Below are 22,709 nucleotides of genomic sequence, written 5' to 3'. Positions count from 1 at the left end.
ATATTGACCATATCTTTTCATAAAAAAACCCTTCAAACTGAAGGGCTCTAGTTACTCATTAGGTGCTTAATCATGACATAACTTACTGAAAAAGAATACCAGGGTGCAACAATACTGCGCCCTGGCATTTTTTGAAACACTTTTTATAAGGTTGCTAACAGCAAGAACATCATCTTTATAAAGAATTTAAAAATCGATACATACCCACTCGCCACGACAGAAATTATTTCATGAATTATCCAAGTTGGATTAAACGAACCCTTCAATCTAATATCAAGGAAATAAGATTAACCTTTATTTAAAACAAAAGAACATAAGGTTCAGTTTTTCAAAAAAGAGAAACCCCCTCTTCTCAATCTGAAGAGGGGGTATTGCGTCCCTTTAGTTACAAAGAAAGAACACTGCCTCTGCAAACTTTTTTAATAAAGCACTTGTGGTTGATTCAAAACCTTTCAAGACTCTAGTTATGAGCAGACTTTTTCAACATTTGTTTATGATTATGAGAAATTCGAATTAATTGTATCTTCAACTTTCTTTAACATACCTTTATATGCGTCTTCATCAAGGTAACCAATACTTCCGAATAGTAAATGTTCCACAGGTTCGATTCCAGTGAAATCAAATATCCCAATGTCGGAGGTAACTTTCAAGCCTGCTGTCATACCCACCTTATCGTAAACCTCGTTAGGCGTTCCATGTGTATTGATAATGAGGCCCTTTTTACCCTTTAATAACTTAATTATACCTTCTTCTCCAGCAGAATAAGCAAACCCAAATGCAAATACTCGGTCTACATACCCTTTAAGAATTGCTGGAAGACCTGTCCACCAAATAGGGTAAATAAATGTTATAACATCTGCTTCAGTTATAAATTCTTGTTCCGTTTTAATGTCATCTGGAGTTTTTCCCGCTTTCATAGCTGCTGTGTCTTCTGGTTTCAGAACAGGTTGAAAATCAAGTGCATATAAATCACGGACAACAACATCGTGACTGTTCTTCTTTAATGCATGAACTGCTGTTTCCAAAATAGAGTGATTTAAGCTATCAGGGTATGGATGTGCATAAACAACTAAGTGCTTCATTTCAAACATCCTCCAATCATTCTATAATTTTCATTAGATTATTAAGCTTTACCTAATATTATAGTGTTAGACATTTTTTAAAAAGTAGTCATTTTCTTATAACATAGTCACAAAAATAGTACCATCGAGAAAGATATGCATTAATTGGTTAGTATTATCAATCCCTACAAATGAAATGGAGTTCGTGGAATGTAAATGGCCTCCCAGTACTGATATTACCTCTTCATCAGCTACTCTCTCCTGCCATAAAGTTGCAATGACATCTGGTGGGATTTATAAAAAAAAAACAGTCAATAATGACTGCTCTTCTTCATGATTACAGTGTGACTGAACAGGTTCCCATTTCATTTCCACCCCAGTTCAGTGAAAGCTTGTCCTGATCTGAAAGAGGACCGACGCCACTAGGAGTACCGGTAAAGATAATATCTCCTTCCCCAAGCCCAAAATGCTCTGCTGTAAATTCTATAATTGTTTGTAAATCGAAAAGTAAGTCTTTAATATTTCCCACTTGTACACGCTCTCCATTTTTTAACAGAGAAAAATCTACTTGTTTACATGCTTCGACACCCTGAAACGGAATAAATTCACTAACAACAGCTGAATTTTTAAATCCTTTCGCCAAAAGCCAAGGATGCTGCTTTTGTTTTAACTGTGCTTGAACATCTCTAAGTGTTAAATCCAACCCAATGGCCATGGCATCTACTATTTCATCCACTTTCATTCCTGTTTCGTAAGGCTTTGAGATATGTATGACAAGTTCGGTTTCATAGTGAATGGAGCCCTGATTACTTGGCAACGTAATTGCCTGACCATTTGCTTCAACAAGCGAATGAGTTGGTTTTGAAAATAAAAAAGGGGAAGTTGGTACTTCATTATTTAATTCTTTTGCATGCAAAGCATAGTTTCGGCCTACACAATAGATATTTTTAATGTCTTTCATCATTAAACTCACTCTTTTCTTTTATAGATTATATTTTCAGATTTCTTTTTGGAACTACACACCTGCTAGTATATTAGCATTATTGTTGATAAGGAGATTTGAGGACTTTTTGCATAAATCGTTTTGGATTATCAATCTGTTCAAAATCGTATTTGTTATATAATGAATGTGCATCATTCGTTGCTAACATAAACCTACGAACCCCTTGCAGTTCAGGGTGATTAGTAATGGTTTCCATCAACCATTTTGATAATCCTTTCTTACGATAGTTTGGTAATATGAACACATCACTAAGATACGCAAAAGTAGCTAAATCTGTTATCACTCTTGCAAATCCAATCTGTTCACTATCTTCATTATCTAATTCACCTTTGAATACTCCAAAACATAAGGGAGTATTTTCAATTGACTTTATTACTGTTTCCTTGGATATACCCTTTGACCAGTAGGCTTCTTTACTCAAAAAGTTATGTATTACATGTAAATCTAAATACTTCTTATTAGTAGAAATAGAAAATTCGTTATTTATCCATTTATCCATTTCAAGTCCTCCTAATTCTTTCTATTACCTGTTGTCATTATATCAAATCAATGGCACAAAACCCTCAAATAATTCATCAATTATTTCCTTTGTTTTACAATAAGTCCCCGGTTTTGGAAAAATTCGAATGGGTATCATTCGGTTATTACATTCTAGTTCTACAAATGATTTTTTCCCAAAAACACTTTAGCAACCTGCCTCTTTCATTTCTACGGCTACTTCGTCATTCATTTTTCTCATTTTGGCATCGGTAATTTCACCAGATAATTTATTCAAGATCCCTTTTAACTCTGGGTATTCTTCTCTCTTTAACAATGGTGCACCTTGATAAGGAGGGAAATGTTTGTCATCCTCCAATACTGTAAGATTATATATCTCACTATCAGTTGAATGCGCATCAACTATATTTATCTCTCCTGATTTTTACTCTCGAGAATTGTATACGATAATTTTTTTGTATACCTAGGTAACCCTCTTCACGCTCAGGAAATTCTGGCGGAAAGCCAGCCTTAATTGTGCCTTCTACTGCTTTTAAGTCTGAAATTTTCATAGTTATTAATGAGATGAATTAAATCGGTTGGCAATTTGTCTTTAACATGTTCACTGCGGTCAATCTGAGTGAAAAATGCACCAAAGGGAACATCCATGCGGTCGATATTTCCTTTACTCCGATACTCTTAGCAAGCTTCCAGGAGCTAGGCCAACAGAGCTGGTGCCACCACGAATAAGACCATGGCTCGGCTGAAGTCAGTCCGAACTTAAGCCATGTCTAAGAGTTTGTTATTATTTAGACATGTTATTTTTATTTCAAAAAATTTACTGGCTAAGTAATTTATATCCTTTTTTCTCCTTGATTAAAATGACACCTAACAATCCCATCAAAGAAAATAGGACAGGAATGAGAAATCCATAATGATAGCCCACAATAGAATGTTGCGGGAATAGATCCAGTACTTTTCCGAAAACACTTGGCAATAAAACGGCACTTAAGAATCCACCCATATTGGCAAACCCCGATACAACACCCACTTGTTCAATAGGAAAGGATTCCCGTACCACTGCGAAAGTCAAAGAACTTGCTCCATTTCCAAACCCTACGATAAAAAGTAAAACCACTACCATAATAAATGGAGGGTGCACGCCTGAGAAGAACAAACCACTCCAACTACACAAGACAATGAGATGGATTATGGTGTAGACTTTTTTGATAGAACCCAGCCGGCTTGTAATCCAGCTAATTAAGGGACCTCCAATGATGGCACCAAAAAGACCAAACATAATAAGCTGGCTTGCCCCTGAACGAGACATTTCAAATACATGAATTCCATAAGGAACTCCCCACGAACCGATGAATCCTATATATGTGCCTACTACACCAAAGTGGCAAAAGAAAGTGGCCCAGGCTTGGCGGGTAGAAAATATTCGGCGTAGAATCGTCCAAACACCTTCCCGTTCTTTTATTAAAATATCCTTTGCTTTGGGATCATCTTTAAATAGTTTTTTTGGTTTCGATACAAGCACAGTATAAAGAAGATAGGATGAAACCACTAAAATTATTCCTATGCTAAGGAATGGGGTCCTCCAACCAGCGACTGAAATCCAAATGGAAAAAGGTACGGTAGCTGATAACGAACCCAGGCTGGCAACCATGGCAACCAGGCCTAACAATCTTACAAATTCCTGTGCCTTAAACCATTGGCTTAATATTAAAACCAAGTTGACAAAAATGGTGGCATCTCCAATTCCCACTAATAATCGGGAGAAAATCAACAAGTATTCATTGGGAGAAAGACTGTAGATAAGGCTTCCAACCCCATTAAGGAGTGTGCCGATTATAAGAAATCGATTGGGGCCATATCGGTCAGATAATAGACCAACCGGTATTTGCAATCCTGCATAGGCTAAAAATTGAATGCCGCTCATAAGACCTATGGTAGAAGCTGAAACATGAAAATCCTTCATCAATTGATCTGTAATAAGACCAGGAGCTGTTCTTTGGCTTACAATTAAAAAGTAAGCAAATAAGACGGTGCCAAATACTACCCATCTATAACCGCTTTCTTGTTTATTCATTTTTATGTATCGCCTCCCGTATAAACCTACATCCTCCCCGTTCACCACCAATAAACAATCAGCGTGAGTACACACCGATCCCTAAAGGTGATACCCGTAATTGCTTTGATTCAAAGCACAGAGTGCAGTACGTTGGGCTCTTCCGCAATTCTTTAGGCGTCAGCGGAAACGAAAGGGAGGCTAAACTTGCTGACTTTAGTCGTAAATCTGTCATTGTTTCTGGTAATTCAGACATATCGGCCGCCGGTGAAATAATCGTTGTACGAACATTATTGCCAAACGCTTCTTTGCGGAGACCTTCCGTAATCGCACGTACAGCAAATATCGTACCACAATAAACCAAGTCCGTAGGCCCTATTAAGTGTACTAATACTGAAGAAATATAATAATATGCCCTTCTTTTAGCGAATCGCATGACCTTTTACATAACTAGGGGTTTGTTACATTCACAAAGTCTTATATAACCATTCGTATCATTCAATATTCAATAATACGAAATTTCACCATATTACATCAAGGTACATATGTCCATTTAATCGTAATCCATTTAGTAACCCATTCAATTACATGAGGATTTGCATATGATACCTTTATCCTCTTTTTAGAAATAGAAAGAGATCTTTAAAGCTGTTATTAATACAAGCCTATGTAATCCCCGTCCATATCATCCTGTGTATCTGGTTCAATCATCTCTTTATTATCCTCCCAGTAAATGTATGAATACAGGAAAAATTAAATCAACATGAAGCACCGACAATTTCATTAAAATATCCCGCTCTTAATTTAAGAGCGGGAATTGTTACAGGAGGATTGATGAATATATATCCATTAAAGCGAGAAAAAAAAGACTTGAACTCTTTTACTTGTAAATCGTGTGGGGAAACATATGATGAGTTTCTGATGAAAAAAGAATGGAATGTTTGTCCGAAGTGCCAATATCACTACCCCGTTACAGCTTATGACCGCATCTTAATGATTACAGATAGTGGGTCTTTTTCGGAATTCGATAAATGTTTAACTTCCGTTGACCCGTTAAACTTCCCTGAATATAAAGATAAATTAATTTCTGATAAGAAAAACACTTCATTAAATGATGGGGTTATTACTGGGGAAGCTTTCATAGGTGGCTATCCGGTCGTAATTGGTGTCATGGATTCTCGCTTCCGTATGGGAAGCATGGGCTCAGCGGTGGGTGAAAAAATCACAAGATCCATCGAGGAATCATTAAAAACCCGAAAACCATTAATACTATTTTCAGCAAGCGGTGGAGCTCGGATGCAAGAAGGGATTCTTAGTCTAATGCAGATGGCAAAAACGAGTGCCGCTTTAGAACAATTAAACCATGAAAAAATTCTTTTCGTATCCGTTTTAACCAACCCTACAATGGGGGGCGTTTCTGCTAGTTTCGCTTCATTAGGTGATATAAATATTGCCGAACCACAAGCCTTAATTGGCTTTGCAGGTAAACGTATCATTGAACAGACCATAAGAGAAGAACTCCCGGAAAATTTTCAAACCTCTGAATTTTTATTAGAACACGGACAACTGGATATGGTTGTAAAGAGGAGTGAATTAAAACAAGCGTTATCAATCATTTTAAAAATTCACCATCTCAATTTTAGGGAGTGTCTTTGAACGATGAATTTGCAAGAATTAATAAAACTAGAAAACCATATTGCTGAACTGAAAGAAATGTCTACAAATCATCATCTTGATCTAACCGAAGTATTAAATAATCTTGAGCAAAAAGCCAATGAAATCAGAAATCATCTTAATGAGAATATGAAAGTATGGGATAAAATTAAACTATGTAGAATTCAACAACGTCCTACTACTTTAGACTATATCCATCATATTTTTGAAGACTTTATTGAACTTCATGGTGACAGACTATATGGGGATGACCCTGCATTAGTTTCAGGGATAGCTATCTTCGATGGAATGCCTATAACCGTATTAGGAAATCAAAAAGGTAAAAATACAAAAGACAATATCTATCGCCGTTTTGGCATGTCTCAACCTGAAGGCTACAGAAAAGCTTTAAGAATTATGCAGCAAGCAAATAAGTTCAATCGACCTATCGTAACATTCATTAACACGCCTGGAGCCTTCCCAGGTCGTGAAGCCGAAGAACGTGGACAATCTGTAGCTATTGCCAGCAATCTTCGTGAAATGGCTAGCTTTGAAGTGCCCATCATCTGTATTGTAATTGGCGAAGGTGGGAGTGGTGGTGCGTTGGCTTTAGGTATTGGCAATCGAATCTTCATGCTAGAAAACACATTTTATTCAGTTATATCGCCTGAAGGAGCAGCAGCATTATTATGGAAGGATGCCACACAAGCAAAACGCGCAGCTGAAGCATTGAAAATTACGGCTAAGGACTTGATGAAACTAGGAGTGATTGATGAAGTCATAAAAGAGCCTGTTGGAGGAGCACATAATGACCTTCTTCTTCAATCGCAATATATAAAACAAACGTTACGAAAAGCATTGCAAGAACTTGGTCATTTAGATAAAGGCATTATACGCCAGCAACGTTACGATAAGTTCCGCAAAATTGGTGAGTATATGGACGAAATACTAGGGTAATGATGATCATACTAGTTTCTTCAACTTTTTAGGATTGTCTCCTTTTCTTCAATCTGAAGTCTCATATTGCTTCTTAAATATGGGAATCTCTGAACTGTAACCGATTATACTCTTAAAGCCACAAGTTCATAAAGGAAGGAACTAAATGATGATCATTTACCCTTCTATTCATATCTGATGTTCTTAACTTGAAAATCCTCCCATCATATAGTCCATTAATAGAATATAAAGCACCATTTAAAGTTTTATTATGTTATTAATACTTCTTCAAGGAACTTGTCCCTATGCTTGTACATGTTAAAGCCCGAACTTGTGTCAATGTGCTTTGACACTCATGCATCATACAAGAGGGCTCTTTTCTCTAAAGAGGCGGATCATTCTTCAAAACAAAAATGTCGTCCCTTTAACTGATAGGAAAAAGCGATTCTGCTTATTGAAGAATCGTGCCGGATAGCTGAAGATCAATAATAATGTAAAGAGTGTATTAAAAAAACGAACGTGGAATATGCTTTAAATATCAAACTAAGGGAGGAAATGAGTCAATGAAAAAAATAAAAATTATATACTGGATTTTCACGGGACTATTGGTGGTATTAATGGGTCTGGGTTCTATTCCGGATATAATGTCTGTTCCCGATGCAGTTGATTTATTTACTCATTTAGGTTATCCCACCTACCTCCTGCCCTTCCTTGGAATTGCAAAGCTATTAGGTATTGTGGCGATACTTGTTCCTGGCTTTCCAAGAATTAAGGAATGGGCTTATGCCGGTTTTGTCTTTGATTTGACGGGCGCTTTGTATTCAAGCATATCAGTGGGCGATCCCGCCAGTGGATGGTTGCTTTTCATTATCGGATATATTTTGATAGCTGTCTCTTATATTTTTCATCACAAAATAATAAAATCCGCTTCATCGAGTAGTGAGAATAGCTTAACATTATAAATGAATTGGCCATTTCCTACTCATTTAAGTAAGAATTGAATATGAAAGAAAAAGCACCATTAACGGTGTTTTTTCTTTGGCTAAAAATTATGGCTCGTATTTGTTTTGACAGTAAATAAGCTTTGCGTATAAAGTATTCATACGAATCCGAATGTAATTCTTTTGCACACCTTTTCCTTAAGATAAGGAGTCCTTCCCAGTTCGTTTATTTTTACATCGTCCAAATAGGCAAATTGTTTTTGTCTGCCCAATACATACAGGATTTCTTTTCCTCTTCCCATTTCTATATTTATTTTATCAAGGGCTTTCGTTTTTGAATTCACACAAAATTGTCCTAGTTGTTTTTCTCCACAGCATGTCCGCCGAATTCATTTCGCAAAGCAGCTACGACTTTACCTGTAAATGTGTCGTTATCTAATGAACGATAACGCATCAATAAAGACATGGCGATAACAGGGGTAGCGGCTTGTAGATCGAGAGCAGTTTCTACTGTCCATTTTCCTTCACCGGAAGAATGCATAATGCCTTTAATTTCATCTAGCTTTGCATCTTTAGAAAATGCATGTTCAGTTAAATCCATGAGCCATGAGCGAATAACCGAACCATTATTCCATACTCTCGCTACCTTTTCATAGTCAAAATCCAGGTCGCTTTTTTCTAGGACTTCAAACCCTTCCCCTATCGCCGCCATCATTGCGTATTCAATTCCATTATGGACCATTTTCAAGAAGTGGCCACTACCTGCCTTTCCAGCATATAAATACCCATTTTCTACGGCTGTATCCCTAAAAATCGGCTCGACAATGTCCCATGCTTCTGGATCTCCACCTACCATATAACAAGCTCCATTCCGAGCACCTTCCATCCCCCCGGATGTGCCTGAGTCCATAAAACGCACCCCAAATTTCCTTAGCTCGCTGTAACGACGGATGGATTCCTTATAGTGGGAATTACCTGCTTCTATAACGATATCCCCTTCGCTTAACATAGGGGCAACCTCACTAATAACTGAATCAACTACAGAATGCGGAACCATAATCCAAAGAACTCGTGGTTTTTCCAAGGATTGGACAAGCTCTTGTAAACTGGATGCCCCTTCCACTCCATAACTTTTTATTTCTTCAATCGCACTTGTATTTAAATCGAACGCCACTACATGATGATGATTATCGATTAAATTCTTCCCCAAGTTCAATCCCATTTTTCCTAAACCAATTAATCCTACTTTCATTTGAATTGCCTCCTTTAAGTTTTTTATTTCTGCCTATTTATTTTGAGGTTGGTCTTCCTACTTTTTAGGACACCGATCCCATCCTACTCAGTTTTCTATCAAACATTACCTTACCTTCACCACCATTTATATCCATCAACTTCCAATAATTGATGAGCAACTTCCGGTCCCATCGAACCTGATTTGTATAAGTGAAGGGGAAGGCTGTTTTCCTTGAAGGCTTCTAATATAGGCTGGACCCATTTCCAAGATAATTCAACTTCATCCCAGTGGGCAAAGAACGTAGAATCTCCTCGCAAAGCATCAAATATAAGCAGTTCATACGCTTCAGGTACTCCTTTTTCACTTGCTGAAAAGTCAATCATTATAGGTTCTAATTTTCCGTTTATTGAGTTTTTGCTATTTAATTGCATCGAAATCCCTTCATTCGGACTTACTTTGATAATTAAAAGATTGGGTTCTGCATGTTGGTTCTCGTTACTATACAACATGGTTAATGGATTTTTGTATTCAATCACAATCCGCGTCGACTTTTCTGTCATACGCTTACCTGTACGGATATAAAATGGTACCCCATCCCAAAAGGAATTATCAATCCATAGACGAGCCGCCACAAATGTATCATTTTTGGAAGAACCATCAACGCCAGGTTCCTCTATATATCCGACTACTGGTTTACCATTTATTTCCCCAGATTCATATTGACCACGAACGACGTGGACTCCTATAGTGGGTATCTGTAATGGTCGCAAAGATTCCATAACCTTTCGCTTCTCATTTCGAATATCCTTTGCACTAATCTTTTTTGGCAGATGCATGGCCGTCATCATCAACAGCTGCAGCATATGATTTTGAACCATATCACGAATCGCCCCAGCTTTGTCGTAATACCCCGCTCTCTCTTCCACACCAACCGTTTCACTAGCGGTAATTTGCACATTGGCTATAAAGCGATTGTTCCATAGTGATTGCAACACAGGGTTGGCAAATTCCAAGGCTTCAAGGTTTTGAACCATCGGTTTTCCCAGATAGTGATCAATCCGAAAAATTTCATCTTCCTCAAAAGCTTCATTCAGTTTTGCGTTTAAATCTTGGGCAGATTTTAGATCATGCCCAAACGGTTTTTCGATAATCAAACGCTTCCATCCTTTTGTTGAGCCTAATCCACTTTTCTTAATGTTCAAAGCAATTACATCAAAGAATTCCGGGGCAACAGAAAGATAGAACATTCGATTCTCTTCAATATTCTGGTCTTTTTCATTTTGTCGGATGAGGTTAAGTAACCCTTCATACCCATTAGCATTTGTTACATCCAATTGGATATAACGGAATGCCTGGATGAACTCTTCTTTTTTTGATAGGTCGTTTATCAAATGCCTTGAAAAAGTCATTAAGGATTCTTTTACACGTGTTTGAAATTCAACATCAGACAACTCGCCTCTCCCTACACCAATAACTGAAAAAGGATTCGGCAATTTTTGATTAAGATACATATTAAACAAGGCAGGATAGATTTTTCGCTTAGCTAAATCTCCCGTTGCTCCAAATAAGACAAAGGTCATAGAATCCACTTTTCATTCCTCCACTCTTCAACATTTTTATATAAGGTAATGTCTTATTCGCTTCGGTCGCAAATGCATTATCCTGCTTTTAAATATAGGAATCGTTTATCCCTCACTGATTGCAGGTGATGACATCATTAAATGAACCATGGCTTTTTTTGACAATATTCAATTTATTGGCGATTGTTAAACAACCCACAAACTCTTATTGACAGTTATTTGTCGTTCTCATGAGTTTTTTCATGCATGTATTAGTATTCCTTCAGCTCACTATTAGTTATGCCAAATTAGTCTACAAACTTTATCAAGATATCATGTCAAATAAAGCACATGTACAATGCCGGATGCACGTGAAAAAGCCAAGGTCAGCGACTGTACAAAAACTCGCTAACCTTGGTCTGTGTTCACACTGGTACCTGACCTAGTCATCGTTGGTGGCGGTATCACCGGACAAGATGATTAAAGGTACTGCTGCCCAAGTACAAAAATTGGTTAAACAAGGCTAATACCCATCATGCAGACCACTCAATATTTAGCTGAAATCATAAAAGAGCTAAATCGTTCAGTAGACATAATTGCTGACGAAGAAGCTGAAAAATTGGTTAATGGGATTCTTGAATCAAAGAAAGTTTTTGTTGCAGGTGCAGGAAGATCTGGCCTTATGGGTAATTCCTTTGCGAAGCGAATGATGCATTTGGGGATTGATGCATATGTAATAGGGGAAACGGTCACCCCTTCCTTCGAAAAAGGTGACATTTTGATTATCAGTTCAGGTTCAGGAGAAACAAAAAGTTTGGTTTCCATGGCTGAGAAAGCAAAAAGCATCGGTGGGGCAATTGCTTCAGTAACAATTTTCCCGGAATCCACCATCGGAAAATTAGCGGATATCACAATAATATTGCCTGGCACACCAAAAGATCAGTCAGAAGGCGATTATAAAACAATCCAGCCAATGGGCTCTCTATTTGAACAAACTCTCTTACTTTTTTACGATGCTGTCATTTTGAGGTTCATGGATAAAAAGGGATTGGATACGAATAATATGTATGGACGACACGCTAATCTCGAGTAGTTTAATGATAAACAAAAAAGCAAGATGTTAAAAGACCGCAAAAATTCTTCTGAATTTTTTGCGGTCTTTTTATAGAAAAACAATTATGAGTCCTCTCCAAATATTATTAAATCACCCTCATTTGTTTAGAGGGGATTTTACTAACTGCGGTCTAGTTTTCGAAACGCTTATCGTCTTAATTAGTTTAAAACACTTGCTCGCTGAAGCTGTATTATTTCCCTGAGTTCGACCCGTTTACCGGTTGTAGTACTTGTACCTTGTCTCCTATTTCAATTGATAACAAATCCTCACCTACTACAACGTTTCCTTTGTATGTTTCTTTTGTTCTTTCGAGCAAGTTTGCCTTTTCTTCTGACAGTCCTCCCAATAATACAATATGTGAGTACACAGCAAGTTTTGGTTGTACTTGGCTAAAGACTTTACCTGCTTCCTCAGGAGTAGTGTGAAGATCAAGTATATTGGCTATTGATTCTGATTCGTTATCAGGGCTTGCGGCTGCAACCTCATGGATAACTACGTCAGCACCTTTAGCAAATTGAATGAGATTTTCATTATAACGGGTGTCACCTGAGATAACTACGGAATGTCCTTTGTAATTAACCCGATAACCGAAAGCAGGTTCTATTGATTTATGGTCAACCTTGAAAGCTATTACCTCGATTCCCTTTTTTTTATAGACAATACCTTCTTTGATATCATTTGCTACAATACTTGATCCTTCAATGTTTCCATTCCCAGAGTCATTCCTTGCATCCAAATCGGCTTTAAACGCTTTATTCATATGTAACATCATTTTCTCGGTTCCCTTTGGTCCCCATATGTTAAATGGTTGCTCCCTTTTCCCTCCTGTTGGTAAAGAACCTGTAAGCCATACGTCTGGTATGCCGATCGTATGATCAGAATGCAGATGAGTAAGGAATAACTTGTCCACACTGCCTGGTAACATATTCACCTTATATAATTGTAAAGCGGTTCCACGTCCAGCATCAAAGAGTAGTTTTTCATTACCAACTTCTACAAGGGTAGCAGGACCTGAGCGAGTTGTACTTAAAATAGGAGAACCTGTTCCTAATAGAGTTACTTTAAAATCCGATTGATGCACAGCTGTTTGGCCAAAAGAAGGAAGAAATAATGATAATGATAGAATTATTGAAACTAGCAACAAAAAACCAATAGAAGTATTCCTTATTCTTTTCTTCATAAAAAAACCTCCTGTACGATTATTTGACTTTACTCAAGGAAAATCAAACCACGTGTTTTTAATATAAAACCTTGTTTCAGAAATTCGTTCACAAACTAAATATTATAATATTTATAATATTCAGTCAATAATACCCAAAATAAAATCATATATACTTTTTCCACCTTCCATCAAGACAACAGGACTCAATCCGGGAAAGAAGCTCAAATAATCTTACAGAATATTGGATTTCATATTGGTTCAATTGTTCATACTAAATAAAAAATATCTGTTCAAGAAGGAGTTTATATGCCAAAAGATAATAACCATAATCCAGCTCAACATAAAAGTCAGGTTAGAATATTAAATAACAACGAAATGGAAGTGGATACAGATGTCAATGAAGATCCTAATCGGGAAAATTTATTAGATGAATCAGTTGATTCTTTTCTAAAATCGAAAGAAGGACAGGAATATTAGAGGAGGAATTGTAGTCGTTATTGTTTTTTTTGGAGCGTTTTTATATTTTTCACTACTTCAAAAGGGATCCTCTTGAAACTTTCGGGGCCCATTTTGTATTTTCACTAAATAACCGGGCCACTAGACCAGAAAATCCTTCACCCAAACGATTTGGTTATAGGAATTACCTATTAACAAACATTTAAAAAAATGATTTTTGGCAGCACCTTCTTGGGGTACCGCCAGCAAAACGCTAATTTACAAAGTTCATGATGTACCGTATTAAAAATCCCAATTTCTCAGAAGGATAATTTGATGAGTTGTGCCTTTTGGAAAAAGGTTGATTTAAATAGGATCTACTATGATTTTATTGATTCATTTTCTTAAGAAAAATTTGATCGTTTAAAATGTCTTATTGAACTAAAGCTCCCATTCGTTGAAAATGATAAAGTATAATTCGAAAAAGGAGGTTAATTCTTGAATATTTTAATTTTAGGTGCAACTGGACGAGTTGGGGGTCAATTAGTTACTAAATGCCTTCATGACAGACATCATGTTACAGTTTTAGTTCGCACTCCAGAGAAAATCCAAATAAACCATGCAAGTTTAACCATTATTCAAGGTAATGTTTTACATAAGGATGATATCGTACGTGCAATGCATGGGATTGATGTAGTACTTAGTGCACTAAGTACTGATGGGACAACCACTTTATCAGCAAGCATGCCACTAATTATCGAAGTAATGGAAATTGAAGGTATACAACGAATTATAACGATTGGAACAGCAGGTATTCTGCAAAGTAGAAACACTCCAAACTCACTGCGTTATCAGACAAGTGAATCAAAGCGCAAGTCTACCCGTTCAACGGAAGAACATCATAAAGTGTACGATTTGCTTAAACAATCAACACTCGAATGGACTATTGTCTGCCCTACGTATTTGCCGGATGGAAAAAGTGTTGGTAAATATCGTGTAGAAAGAAACTTCTTGCCGGAGGATGGAGTTGAAATATCCGTGGCGGATACAGCAGAATTTACCTATAGCCAGATTAAAAGCAGCGATTATTTAAAATCACGTGTAGGTATCGCCTACTAATAATCCGAATTAGCATTTCGCCCTTTTAGATTTGATGAATCCATAGAAGTAGCAAAGAAGCCATCACGTCCACCTACAATGATTATTGCCGGTTCAATTATGTTCTTAAATGTATGGAACTTTCATTTTGCACAGTCAGCTAAACCATTGACAAGAATAATTCTCGGCATCCTTTGGGCGAAGATTTCGCCCATACCTTGTTCATGAACCTTCTTTTCCCAATGTGTTATATTTCCCCTCCAAAGATAGCCACATTCTGCCGATCAGGACCAAAAGCTTGCCCGTTCCACTTCAATACAGTCTGTACCATTCCCAATGAGTCGGCATTGTACCTTCCCGCTATCCTCTGATACGCATCGAGCTCATTTATGCCATCCCTATTAAAATCGACCGGATATAGACCAGATAAAGGATTGACCCATCCTTCTATAGGTGCCTTCAAAACACCATTCTTGTTATAAATTTCTGATAAATATTCCTTATCCTTATAAGTAAGGTCTAGAATGTACCTTTCTTTTAGGTAATAACTGTTCACCTTGGCTTTGTATAGATTTTCATAATTCACAGCGTATTTAAACGTTTCATTGAATGTATCGGAATTAAAAATAGTCATGAGTTGACCGTTAAGATATGAAACGACATACGCATAAATAGTACCGCCGCTGCCTCCTGTATCAATGACCACTAAAATGTCATCCACCTTGTTACCTGTAAAGTCACCAAGAAAAAGGGTCGGATTGTATCCTGCGTTATTTTTTATGGGAACTTGTTCATATTGATTTGTACTCCCATTTTGTATAACCAAAGTTATATTCCTCCAAAAGGGGCTATCAGGGGTTTTATTTGCAGTAAGAAAAACATTATCCTTTATCCCGTCCCCATCAATATCGCCTTGCAATGAGGTCACGATGGCTGTTCTGTTCGGATTCATTTCCCTTGAAAGAACAGTTTGGAGGCTACTTTGCATTTCAAGCAGTTCCTGCTTCGAAGGATAAGGATTTGGAAACAACAAGATGCCATCAATCGTTTGCAGTGCTTCATTTGTTAATCCGGCCCTTACCTGAGTCTCAGCCAAACAGTACCAATAATAAGGGTGATTCGTTTCTTGTATTTTTGTGTAGTAGTATTGAATCACTTTTCTGATGTCATACGTATCCAACTTCATCCCACCTATCTCTTTATTATCAATATAGATTTATATGCGGGAGTTTTGTTATTAGCATGGAGTGTTTTTTTATTGAACTATGTAGATCCTACAAATTTTCATTTACAACTTATACTACCCAGAGGGAATTGAACCAAAAAAAGTGGACTAATTGGCCATTTAAGGATACACCCAGTTTCCAGGAAATTGTTTTTGGCATCTGAAACCATTTTTACGAGAGAGACCCGCTTCACGATAAAGCGGGTCTCTTGTTTATAAATCTACTAACTATATAGAAAAAATTATCTTCCTAAGAAACCGCCCTTTTTTAAGAAATCTGATAATAAACAATAATCAAATTTTATTTTTTTTATTCAAAGTACATAAACTATCCAAATAAGCAATATTTCTTCGTATTACTGGACATTTTTAGAAAGCATGAAATTAAGAACATCCCATCACACTACAAAACATCCATATGAAAATTAGACATAGAAAAATACTCAGTTGAAAAAATATATTGCCTACCAATTGAGCGATTGCAATAAAATATAGATCCATTTTGCAAAATGCCATTTTATAAACTGATTAGCTTGCATATATTTATTTAATTTGCTATTATAACTGACGAACGTTCGTTAAATTATGAGGTGATATTATTGAAAAGTAATGAAATTAAGGAAGCCGCTCTAAAATATTTCACGATTCATGGTTATGAAGGAGCGTCCCTTTCTCTAATAGCTGAAGAAGTCGGCATGAAAAAGCAATCCATTTACGCCCATTTTAAAGGCAAGGATGATCTTTTTCTGCAAGTTTTACGTGATGCGAAAGAGACGGAGCTATCTTCGAAACTCCAATATTTCAGTAAAGTTGATTCAAAAAATCCTGAAAAAGATTTATATGGATTCCTACAATTGGTCATCGATCTTTTCCAAAAAAATGAGCATATAAAGTTTTGGCTCCGTATGTCCTTTTTTCCGCCAGCACATCTTGAAAAAGAGGTTGGTAAGGAAGTCATAGATATCGAGGAAAAGGTGCAGACGATTCTTGAATGTAAATTCCAGGATTGGATCAATGCCAAATTAATCGTCGAAGATGCAGCCATAACGCCGACCTATGCTTTCTTGGGAGTAGTGGATTCCATTTTGGTAGAGCTTGTATATGGAAATGATGAGAAACAGCTGAAGGATAAATTATCTGCCTCTTGGAAAGTGTTTTGGAGAGGTATTTCACAAAAATGATTCACATAGAAAGTGGTGTTAAAACATGAATAAACCAATTAAAGAACAAAAGGCGGTATTAATTATTCTTCTAAGCAATATATTCATTGCTTTTTTGGGTATTGGGCTCATCATCCCCGTTATGCCGTCATTTATGAATATCATGCATTTATCAGGAAGTACGATGGGCTATCTGGTTGCCGTATTTGCGGTATCACAGCTTGTTATGTCACCATTCGCAGGTCGTTGGGTTGACCGTTATGGCAGAAAGAAAATCATCATCATCGGCTTATTCCTTTTTGGTGTTTCTGAACTTATCTTCGGTATAGGCACGAATGTATCCGTGTTTTATTTATCAAGGATCCTAGGCGGAATCAGTGCCGCCTTTATCATGCCAGGTGTTACGGCATATGTTGCAGATATTACTTCCGTTAAGGAAAGGCCGAAAGCTATGGGCTATATATCAGCCGCCATTAGCTTGGGCTTTATAATAGGACCCGGTATCGGTGGCTTCATTGCCGAATATGGTATACGCTTGCCCTTCTTCCTTGCGGCGGCTATCGCCTTTTTAGCATGCATTACATCATTATTCATTTTAAAAGAGCCGTTAACAAAGGAACAGCTTGCAGAAGGTTCTGCTAATACAAAGCAAACGAACTTTATAGGCGATTTAAAAAAATCAGTCAATCCGCTTTACTTCATTGCGTTCATCATTGTATTTGTACTCGCATTTGGTTTATCAGCGTATGAAACTGTTTTTAGCCTATATTCTGATCATAAGTTTGGCTTCACGCCGAAGGATATTGCAATTATCATTACAATAAGCTCAATCTTTGGAGTGGTTGTACAAGTATTTATGTTTGGTAAACTGATAGATTTCCTGGGTGAAAAGAAGCTTATCCAATTATGCTTAATTATCAGTGCAATCTTTGCAGTAGCTTCCACCATGATCTCTAGCTTTTTGGCAGTTCTAGTCGTAACTTGCTTCATCTTCCTTGCATTTGACTTGCTTCGTCCGGCATTAACGACATTTCTATCAAAAGCTGCCGGGAAAGAGCAAGGGTTTGTTGCTGGTATGAACTCAACCTATACGAGCTTAGGGAATATCGCCGGACCATCAATGGGAGGATTACTATTTGACGTAAACATCAACTATCCTTATCTTTTCGCTGCTGTCATTATCGTCATCGGACTGGGTATTACAGTCATTTGGAAGGAAAACCGATTGGTAGAAAGCTTAGCGGAATAATCAAAGTCCATGATTGACCATACCTAATTTTTCCTTTTCAAACGTAAAACTCTCAAACTTAAAAATCATACTATACGTTTTTCTTTGATAAAATTCTTTGGGGATTTTTTCTTTTGCCATTGAACGAACTAAAAATGCTTATTAACTTTTGAAAAGGAGTAAAGGCACATCGATATTCGATGTGCCTTTACTCTCTTATTTAGAATGTGATCCTTGAGAAACGTCAACATCCATTAGTTTAATTGCTAAGCTGTAGAGATACATACTTTACTTCTAAAAATTCATCCATGCCGGAGTGCCCGCCTTCTCTACCTAAGCCACTTTCCTTCATGCCGCCAAATGGTGCTTGAGCAGTGGATGGGGCACTATCATTAATCCCAACAATCCCATACTCGAGGCCATCCGAATAGGTTACTGCTTTATTTAATGACTCTGTATATACATAAGCTGCCAAGCCAAAATTAGTGTTATTGGCTCGATCCATCGCTTCTTGGTCAGTTTTAAATGTACTGACTGGTGCAATCGGACCAAACGTTTCTTCCTGCATACACAGCATATCATCCGTTACATTGGAAAGAATGGCAGGTGCGATAAAATAGCCCTTCTCTTTATCTACCTTGGATGTCTTATGGATGACAGCTCCTTTACTTATAGCATCTTCTACTTGAAACTGAACTTTTTTTACGGCAGCTTCATCAATCAGTGGCCCAAGATCGGTTCCATTCATTCCATTTCCAACCTTCAAAGATAAAACAGCCTTTTCAAAGGCTTGTAAAAATGGCTCTTGAATCGTCTCATGGACGTAAATTCGGTTCGCACAAATACATGTTTGTCCGGCATTCCTAAATTTCGATTGAATCAAACCTTTTACGGCTTCTTCGATATTCGCATCTTCGGCTATGATAAACGGAGCTAAGCCACCCAATTCAAGTGAGACTTTTTTTACCGTTTCTGCTGCTTTTTTCATTAGATGCTTCCCTACAGGTGTGGAACCCGTAAATGTAATTTTTTTGACACGTGAATCATTCATCCAAACGTCTGACACTTCCCCCGGGTTTTGTGTTGTGACAATATTTATTACACCGGCCGGAATGCCTGCTTCATGCGCACTTTCAACTAATAGCAATGCTGTCAATGGTGTTTGTTCCGCGGGTTTGATGACGACGGTACATCCTGCTGCAAGTGCTGGTGCCACTTTCCTTGTGATCATGGCAGCAGGAAAATTCCACGGCGTGATGGCAGCAACGACACCGACTGCCTGCTTTTGCACTAAAATTCGCTTAGAAGCAACGGAAGCTGGTATGGTTTCTCCATAGTTACGCTTTGCTTCTTCAGCAAACCATTTCACGAAACTTGAAGCATATTTTATTTCACCTTTTGCTTCAGCCAATGGTTTCCCTTGCTCCAATGTCATGGTTGTTGCGATTTCATCTAGCCTTTTTTCAATAATTGTGTACCACTTCTCAAGTAATTCCGCCCGCAGATATGCACTTGTTTTCGACCAATTTAGAAAGGCCGCATGAGCTGCATCCACAGCAGCCTTTGCTTCTTTTTCCGTAGCGTCCGGAACATAGCCCACAGGATCCAATGTTGCTGGATTTTCCACTACAAAATGACGTTCTGTTTGTATCGTTTCACCGTTTATATATATTGGCCATTTTTCAACTACTTTGTTCATCCTGCTTTAAGCTCCTCTTCTTCTTCATGATCTGTAAAAGTCTTATCATTTTCTCCTTTGAAAAAGTCCTTACCATATAAAAGGGCACATAAAAGAATTCCTGCTGCAAACGCCATTCCAGCACCTTTTATAACAAGGATGGCAGCAACGACCCCTGCAATTCCCAAGTCGCGTTGGCTCCTCGCCTGCATTACACCGACACGCACGCTAACATATCCTTGAACCAAAAGCGTTAAGGCCAATGCCACACCGAGAATTGGTTCCACCAAACTGACGACTGGCAATAAGAATAGCCCAGTATTCGTACCCCACCGGAAGGAGCCAGCACCGCCAAAGAATGAGTTCATTGCTTTCTTGCCATTTTTAAAGCGTTCCACTACAACGACCTGCATGGCTGCCCATAACGGACCACACATCGTAATATCAGGCCCGATGAAACTCATGATCACATTTCGGCCGCCAAAAATTAAATGGGCCCTGTTTGGATTATAATCCACTTTTTCATCTTCCCTGACCTCATCCGATTCAGAGAGCAACGCTTTTGTTTTCAGCACATCCCCAAATACAACTAAATAAGTAGCAAAAACAGCTGGTATTGCACTTAAAAAGAAGGTCATGGCAGGGAAACCTAAACCAAAAACCGTATAGTCAGACCAAAGCGTAGCAAAGTCCGGACTGCTGAATCCCCATTGAATATTTGGCCATTTTGCTTCTCCAAAAATGGGGGCAACAAAGACCGCGAGTAGAATAGCTGGCAATATCCCTAAATTACCGATAAATATCCAAACTTTATTTCGTATTTTCAATTTTCCAAAACTTTTCGAAAAAAGCAAATAAAAGGCAAAACCGATACAAATGCTTATTGTATAAGGAAATAAATCAAACTTTCCACCGACTTCAAAAATAGAAACGACAGCACCAATTCCCGCTCCTAATATAATGCCTGATTTAATTGCATTCGGCACTAATCGAACGACTTTACTCGCAAGCCCGGTCATTCCTAGTATTATGGATATAATCCCTAATGTTAATTGAAACGCAACGAGTGCATAGACCCTATCAGGTCCTTCTGGAAATTGCCCGACAAACAACACAAGCAATGGAACCGCTGGTGTAATCCAACCTGGTATAACTGGGTCTCCGAGTAAATGATGTGCTAAATATAATAATCCATTTAAGACAACAACGGCTAGAGCCACATCGAAAGGCATACCTAGATGGTCTGCAAGAAGTGTAATCGCTCCAAGATCAACGGCACACATTAATAAACCTTGAACATAGTCTGGCCACTCAAAACGATAATGAACAAATGGCAGTCTTATTTTAAAAGGACCTGCAGGTATATACGATGTCTCTTTTCCGTATGGACGGTTTTTCCATTTCATGTTGTTTCCTCCAGTTAAATGCCATAGGCTGAACGATATATTTTTTCGATATCACGAACGTTTAATGCACGAGGATTATTCCGAAGTAAACGGACTTGTTTGATGGCTTCAGCAGCCATTTCACTTAAGGAAGATTCAGGAATATCAAATTCACGAAGTGACTCAGGTATATCCACGTATCTACATATTCTAGTCATTGCTTCGATCGCTTTATCCGCTGCCTCATCATCATTTAAATGATCGACTTTTTCTCCAAGTGCTTCCGCAATATCTCGGAATCTTTCTAAACATGCAATTTTATTCCATTGCATGACAAAAGGCAGTAATAATGAATTGCTGACTCCATGTGATAAATGGAAACGACCTCCAAGCGGATAAGCTAGGGCATGTACAGCTCCAACACCGGCATTTCCAAAAGCTAACCCGGCCATTAGGCTTCCCGTGATCATGGCTTCTCGTGCTTCTAGATGATCTGGCGCCGCATAAGCCTTTGGTAAATTTTTAGCGATCAACTTCATAGCGCCAATTGCCAAGGCATCCGTCACAGGCGACGCAAATTTAGAAATATAGGCCTCGACTGCATGAACAAGTGCATCCACTCCACTCGCAGCCGTCACACTTGGTGGGCAAGTCAGTGTCATAATCGGGGAAACAATCGCCACATCCGGTAATAGAAACGAACTAACAATTCCCTTCTTAACCTGTTCTTTTTTGTCAGATAAAATCGAAATATTCGTCACTTCGGACCCGGTACCCGCTGTCGTCGGTATAGCTATTAAAGGAATACCTGGAACTTCAATCAAGTTCGTACCAAAATAGGTCTCGATGCTACCCGAATTCGTAGCCATAACAGAAGAGGCTTTTGCAATATCTATCGCACTTCCACCCCCTACCGCAATCAGCCCATCATGATTTCCATCCCTGATAGAACGTACACATTGCTCCACGATTTCAATTTCCGGTTCAGGATTGACTTCCGAAAAAATACCGTATGCCGATGAAAGTAAATCCTCAACCTTTTGCACAACCCCAGCATTCAGTAAAACTTTATCTGTAACTAATAATGGATTCTTCATCCCTAATCGTGTAACCTCTTCAGTCAGCTGTTGTAAAGAATCTGCTCCTGTCACCAATTTGTTAGCCATTGAAAAAATAGAAATATTCATGGTAATCTCCCCTTTCATTAATCTACTATTGCAGGAATCATGCCAAATTGAAAACGCTTAATATAATAAGGGTTTACTCTATTTTTTCATTGGAAATCC

Annotated in this window: 20 protein-coding genes and 1 pseudogene; 8 read left to right on the top strand and 13 right to left on the bottom strand. The window is 38.0% G+C overall.

Annotated elements, in window-relative coordinates; all coding sequences use genetic code 11:
- Positions 1 to 497: 497 nt before the first annotated feature.
- The 5 genes and pseudogenes from LQ203_RS24285 to LQ203_RS24265 form a co-directional block, all read right to left on the bottom strand.
- On the bottom strand, positions 498 to 1,082 hold the full coding sequence (locus LQ203_RS24285; protein WP_230162140.1) for an NAD(P)H-dependent oxidoreductase: 585 nt from the start codon (positions 1,080 to 1,082) through the stop codon (positions 498 to 500).
- Positions 1,083 to 1,398: 316 nt separating this feature from the next.
- On the bottom strand, positions 1,399 to 2,022 hold the full coding sequence (locus tag LQ203_RS24280; protein WP_230162178.1) for a fumarylacetoacetate hydrolase family protein: 624 nt from the start codon (positions 2,020 to 2,022) through the stop codon (positions 1,399 to 1,401).
- A gap of 79 nt (positions 2,023 to 2,101) precedes the next feature.
- A complete protein-coding gene (locus LQ203_RS24275; protein WP_230162138.1) occupies positions 2,102 to 2,563 on the bottom strand; it encodes a GNAT family N-acetyltransferase in 462 nt (153 codons plus the stop codon).
- 158 nt (positions 2,564 to 2,721) lie between these two features.
- A pseudogene (locus tag LQ203_RS24270) lies at positions 2,722 to 3,074 on the bottom strand (glycine betaine ABC transporter substrate-binding protein); the annotation flags it as partial.
- A 305-nt stretch (positions 3,075 to 3,379) separates the two neighbouring features.
- A complete protein-coding gene (locus LQ203_RS24265; protein ID WP_230162136.1) occupies positions 3,380 to 4,636 on the bottom strand; it encodes an MFS transporter in 1,257 nt (418 codons plus the stop codon).
- An 813-nt stretch (positions 4,637 to 5,449) separates the two neighbouring features.
- Here LQ203_RS24265 and accD point away from each other — a divergent pair.
- From accD to LQ203_RS24250, 3 genes are all read left to right on the top strand, one after another.
- Positions 5,450 to 6,271, top strand: a complete 822-nt coding sequence (gene accD / locus LQ203_RS24260; RefSeq protein WP_230162134.1) for an acetyl-CoA carboxylase, carboxyltransferase subunit beta — start codon at positions 5,450 to 5,452, stop codon at positions 6,269 to 6,271.
- Positions 6,272 to 6,274: 3 nt separating this feature from the next.
- The gene (locus tag LQ203_RS24255; protein ID WP_230162132.1) at positions 6,275 to 7,225 is read left to right on the top strand and encodes an acetyl-CoA carboxylase carboxyltransferase subunit alpha; all 951 of its coding nucleotides are present in this window, start codon (positions 6,275 to 6,277) and stop codon (positions 7,223 to 7,225) included.
- Between the two features lie 542 nt (positions 7,226 to 7,767).
- A complete protein-coding gene (locus LQ203_RS24250; protein WP_230162130.1) occupies positions 7,768 to 8,166 on the top strand; it encodes a DoxX family protein in 399 nt (132 codons plus the stop codon).
- 137 nt (positions 8,167 to 8,303) lie between these two features.
- Here the strand turns inward: LQ203_RS24250 and LQ203_RS24245 are convergent, their stop codons facing one another.
- The 3 genes from LQ203_RS24245 to zwf all read right to left on the bottom strand — a co-directional run bounded on the left by LQ203_RS24245 (position 8,304) and on the right by zwf (position 10,968).
- On the bottom strand, positions 8,304 to 8,489 hold the full coding sequence (locus LQ203_RS24245; RefSeq protein WP_230162128.1) for a hypothetical protein: 186 nt from the start codon (positions 8,487 to 8,489) through the stop codon (positions 8,304 to 8,306).
- Positions 8,490 to 8,500: 11 nt separating this feature from the next.
- Positions 8,501 to 9,397: a phosphogluconate dehydrogenase (NAD(+)-dependent, decarboxylating) gene (gene gnd, locus LQ203_RS24240; protein WP_230162126.1), complete on the bottom strand. Its 897-nt coding sequence runs from the start codon at positions 9,395 to 9,397 to the stop codon at positions 8,501 to 8,503.
- Positions 9,398 to 9,513: 116 nt separating this feature from the next.
- Positions 9,514 to 10,968, bottom strand: a complete 1,455-nt coding sequence (zwf, locus tag LQ203_RS24235; RefSeq protein WP_230162123.1) for a glucose-6-phosphate dehydrogenase — start codon at positions 10,966 to 10,968, stop codon at positions 9,514 to 9,516.
- Between the two features lie 505 nt (positions 10,969 to 11,473).
- Between zwf and hxlB the strand changes: the two genes are divergently transcribed.
- On the top strand, positions 11,474 to 12,031 hold the full coding sequence (gene hxlB, locus LQ203_RS24230; RefSeq protein WP_230162121.1) for a 6-phospho-3-hexuloisomerase: 558 nt from the start codon (positions 11,474 to 11,476) through the stop codon (positions 12,029 to 12,031).
- Between the two features lie 211 nt (positions 12,032 to 12,242).
- On the opposite strand, the gene LQ203_RS24225 is transcribed toward hxlB, so the two are convergent.
- Positions 12,243 to 13,232 (bottom strand): MBL fold metallo-hydrolase, encoded by a 990-nt coding sequence (locus LQ203_RS24225; RefSeq protein WP_230162119.1) that lies wholly within the window; start codon positions 13,230 to 13,232, stop codon positions 12,243 to 12,245.
- Between the two features lie 288 nt (positions 13,233 to 13,520).
- Here LQ203_RS24225 and LQ203_RS24220 point away from each other — a divergent pair, with 288 nt between their 5' ends.
- Both LQ203_RS24220 and LQ203_RS24215 read left to right on the top strand, forming a co-directional pair.
- On the top strand, positions 13,521 to 13,691 hold the full coding sequence (locus LQ203_RS24220; RefSeq protein ID WP_230162117.1) for a hypothetical protein: 171 nt from the start codon (positions 13,521 to 13,523) through the stop codon (positions 13,689 to 13,691).
- A gap of 456 nt (positions 13,692 to 14,147) precedes the next feature.
- Positions 14,148 to 14,768 carry an SDR family oxidoreductase gene (locus LQ203_RS24215; protein WP_230162115.1) on the top strand — a complete coding sequence of 207 codons (621 nt, stop codon included), beginning with the start codon at positions 14,148 to 14,150 and terminating at the stop codon, positions 14,766 to 14,768.
- Positions 14,769 to 14,994: 226 nt separating this feature from the next.
- Here LQ203_RS24215 and LQ203_RS24210 read toward each other — a convergent pair whose 3' ends face one another.
- On the bottom strand, positions 14,995 to 15,735 hold the full coding sequence (locus LQ203_RS24210; protein ID WP_230162176.1) for a VCBS repeat-containing protein: 741 nt from the start codon (positions 15,733 to 15,735) through the stop codon (positions 14,995 to 14,997).
- An 836-nt stretch (positions 15,736 to 16,571) separates the two neighbouring features.
- Here LQ203_RS24210 and LQ203_RS24205 point away from each other — a divergent pair.
- Entirely contained in the window at positions 16,572 to 17,153 is a 582-nt protein-coding gene (locus LQ203_RS24205; RefSeq protein WP_230162113.1) for a TetR/AcrR family transcriptional regulator, read from the top strand.
- Between the two features lie 25 nt (positions 17,154 to 17,178).
- Positions 17,179 to 18,381, top strand: a complete 1,203-nt coding sequence (locus tag LQ203_RS24200) for an MFS transporter (RefSeq protein ID WP_230162111.1) — start codon at positions 17,179 to 17,181, stop codon at positions 18,379 to 18,381.
- Between the two features lie 238 nt (positions 18,382 to 18,619).
- On the opposite strand, the gene LQ203_RS24195 is transcribed toward LQ203_RS24200, so the two are convergent.
- The 3 genes from LQ203_RS24195 to LQ203_RS24185 are packed head-to-tail and all read right to left on the bottom strand — an operon-like array spanning position 18,620 to position 22,610.
- Positions 18,620 to 20,059 carry an NAD-dependent succinate-semialdehyde dehydrogenase gene (locus LQ203_RS24195; protein ID WP_230162109.1) on the bottom strand — a complete coding sequence of 480 codons (1,440 nt, stop codon included), beginning with the start codon at positions 20,057 to 20,059 and terminating at the stop codon, positions 18,620 to 18,622.
- Positions 20,056 to 21,444, bottom strand: a complete 1,389-nt coding sequence (locus LQ203_RS24190; RefSeq protein ID WP_230162107.1) for a DUF3360 domain-containing protein — start codon at positions 21,442 to 21,444, stop codon at positions 20,056 to 20,058. Before LQ203_RS24190 ends, LQ203_RS24195 begins: the two co-directional genes overlap by 4 nt.
- 14 nt (positions 21,445 to 21,458) lie before the next feature.
- Positions 21,459 to 22,610, bottom strand: a complete 1,152-nt coding sequence (locus LQ203_RS24185) for an iron-containing alcohol dehydrogenase (RefSeq protein WP_230162105.1) — start codon at positions 22,608 to 22,610, stop codon at positions 21,459 to 21,461.
- Positions 22,611 to 22,709 lie beyond the last annotated feature (99 nt).

Origin of the sequence: Peribacillus sp. Bi96 (genome assembly GCF_918698115.1) — a bacterium.
In the GTDB taxonomy this organism is placed as follows: domain Bacteria; phylum Bacillota; class Bacilli; order Bacillales; family DSM-1321; genus Peribacillus.
The sequence above is the reverse complement of the archived record's forward strand: the minus strand, read 5'-3'. Positions and strand labels throughout refer to the sequence as shown.

Excerpts from the sequence above, each read along its gene's own strand:
- LQ203_RS24250 (WP_230162130.1), top strand. The coding sequence starts at position 7,768 with ATGAAAAAAATAAAAATTATATACTGGATTTTCACGGGACTATTGGTG.
- LQ203_RS24275 (WP_230162138.1), bottom strand. The coding sequence starts at position 2,563 with ATGGATAAATGGATAAATAACGAATTTTCTATTTCTACTAATAAGAAG.
- hxlB (WP_230162121.1), top strand. The coding sequence starts at position 11,474 with ATGCAGACCACTCAATATTTAGCTGAAATCATAAAAGAGCTAAATCGT.
- LQ203_RS24195 (WP_230162109.1), bottom strand. The coding sequence starts at position 20,059 with ATGAACAAAGTAGTTGAAAAATGGCCAATATATATAAACGGTGAAACG.
- gnd (WP_230162126.1), bottom strand. The coding sequence starts at position 9,397 with ATGAAAGTAGGATTAATTGGTTTAGGAAAAATGGGATTGAACTTGGGG.
- LQ203_RS24255 (WP_230162132.1), top strand. The coding sequence starts at position 6,275 with ATGAATTTGCAAGAATTAATAAAACTAGAAAACCATATTGCTGAACTG.
- accD (WP_230162134.1), top strand. The coding sequence starts at position 5,450 with ATGAATATATATCCATTAAAGCGAGAAAAAAAAGACTTGAACTCTTTT.
- LQ203_RS24285 (WP_230162140.1), bottom strand. The coding sequence starts at position 1,082 with ATGAAGCACTTAGTTGTTTATGCACATCCATACCCTGATAGCTTAAAT.
- LQ203_RS24220 (WP_230162117.1), top strand. The coding sequence starts at position 13,521 with ATGCCAAAAGATAATAACCATAATCCAGCTCAACATAAAAGTCAGGTT.
- LQ203_RS24280 (WP_230162178.1), bottom strand. The coding sequence starts at position 2,022 with ATGAAAGACATTAAAAATATCTATTGTGTAGGCCGAAACTATGCTTTG.
- LQ203_RS24225 (WP_230162119.1), bottom strand. The coding sequence starts at position 13,232 with ATGAAGAAAAGAATAAGGAATACTTCTATTGGTTTTTTGTTGCTAGTT.
- LQ203_RS24185 (WP_230162105.1), bottom strand. The coding sequence starts at position 22,610 with ATGAATATTTCTATTTTTTCAATGGCTAACAAATTGGTGACAGGAGCA.
- LQ203_RS24200 (WP_230162111.1), top strand. The coding sequence starts at position 17,179 with ATGAATAAACCAATTAAAGAACAAAAGGCGGTATTAATTATTCTTCTA.
- LQ203_RS24210 (WP_230162176.1), bottom strand. The coding sequence starts at position 15,735 with ATGCAAAGTAGCCTCCAAACTGTTCTTTCAAGGGAAATGAATCCGAAC.
- LQ203_RS24190 (WP_230162107.1), bottom strand. The coding sequence starts at position 21,444 with ATGAAATGGAAAAACCGTCCATACGGAAAAGAGACATCGTATATACCT.
- LQ203_RS24265 (WP_230162136.1), bottom strand. The coding sequence starts at position 4,636 with ATGAATAAACAAGAAAGCGGTTATAGATGGGTAGTATTTGGCACCGTC.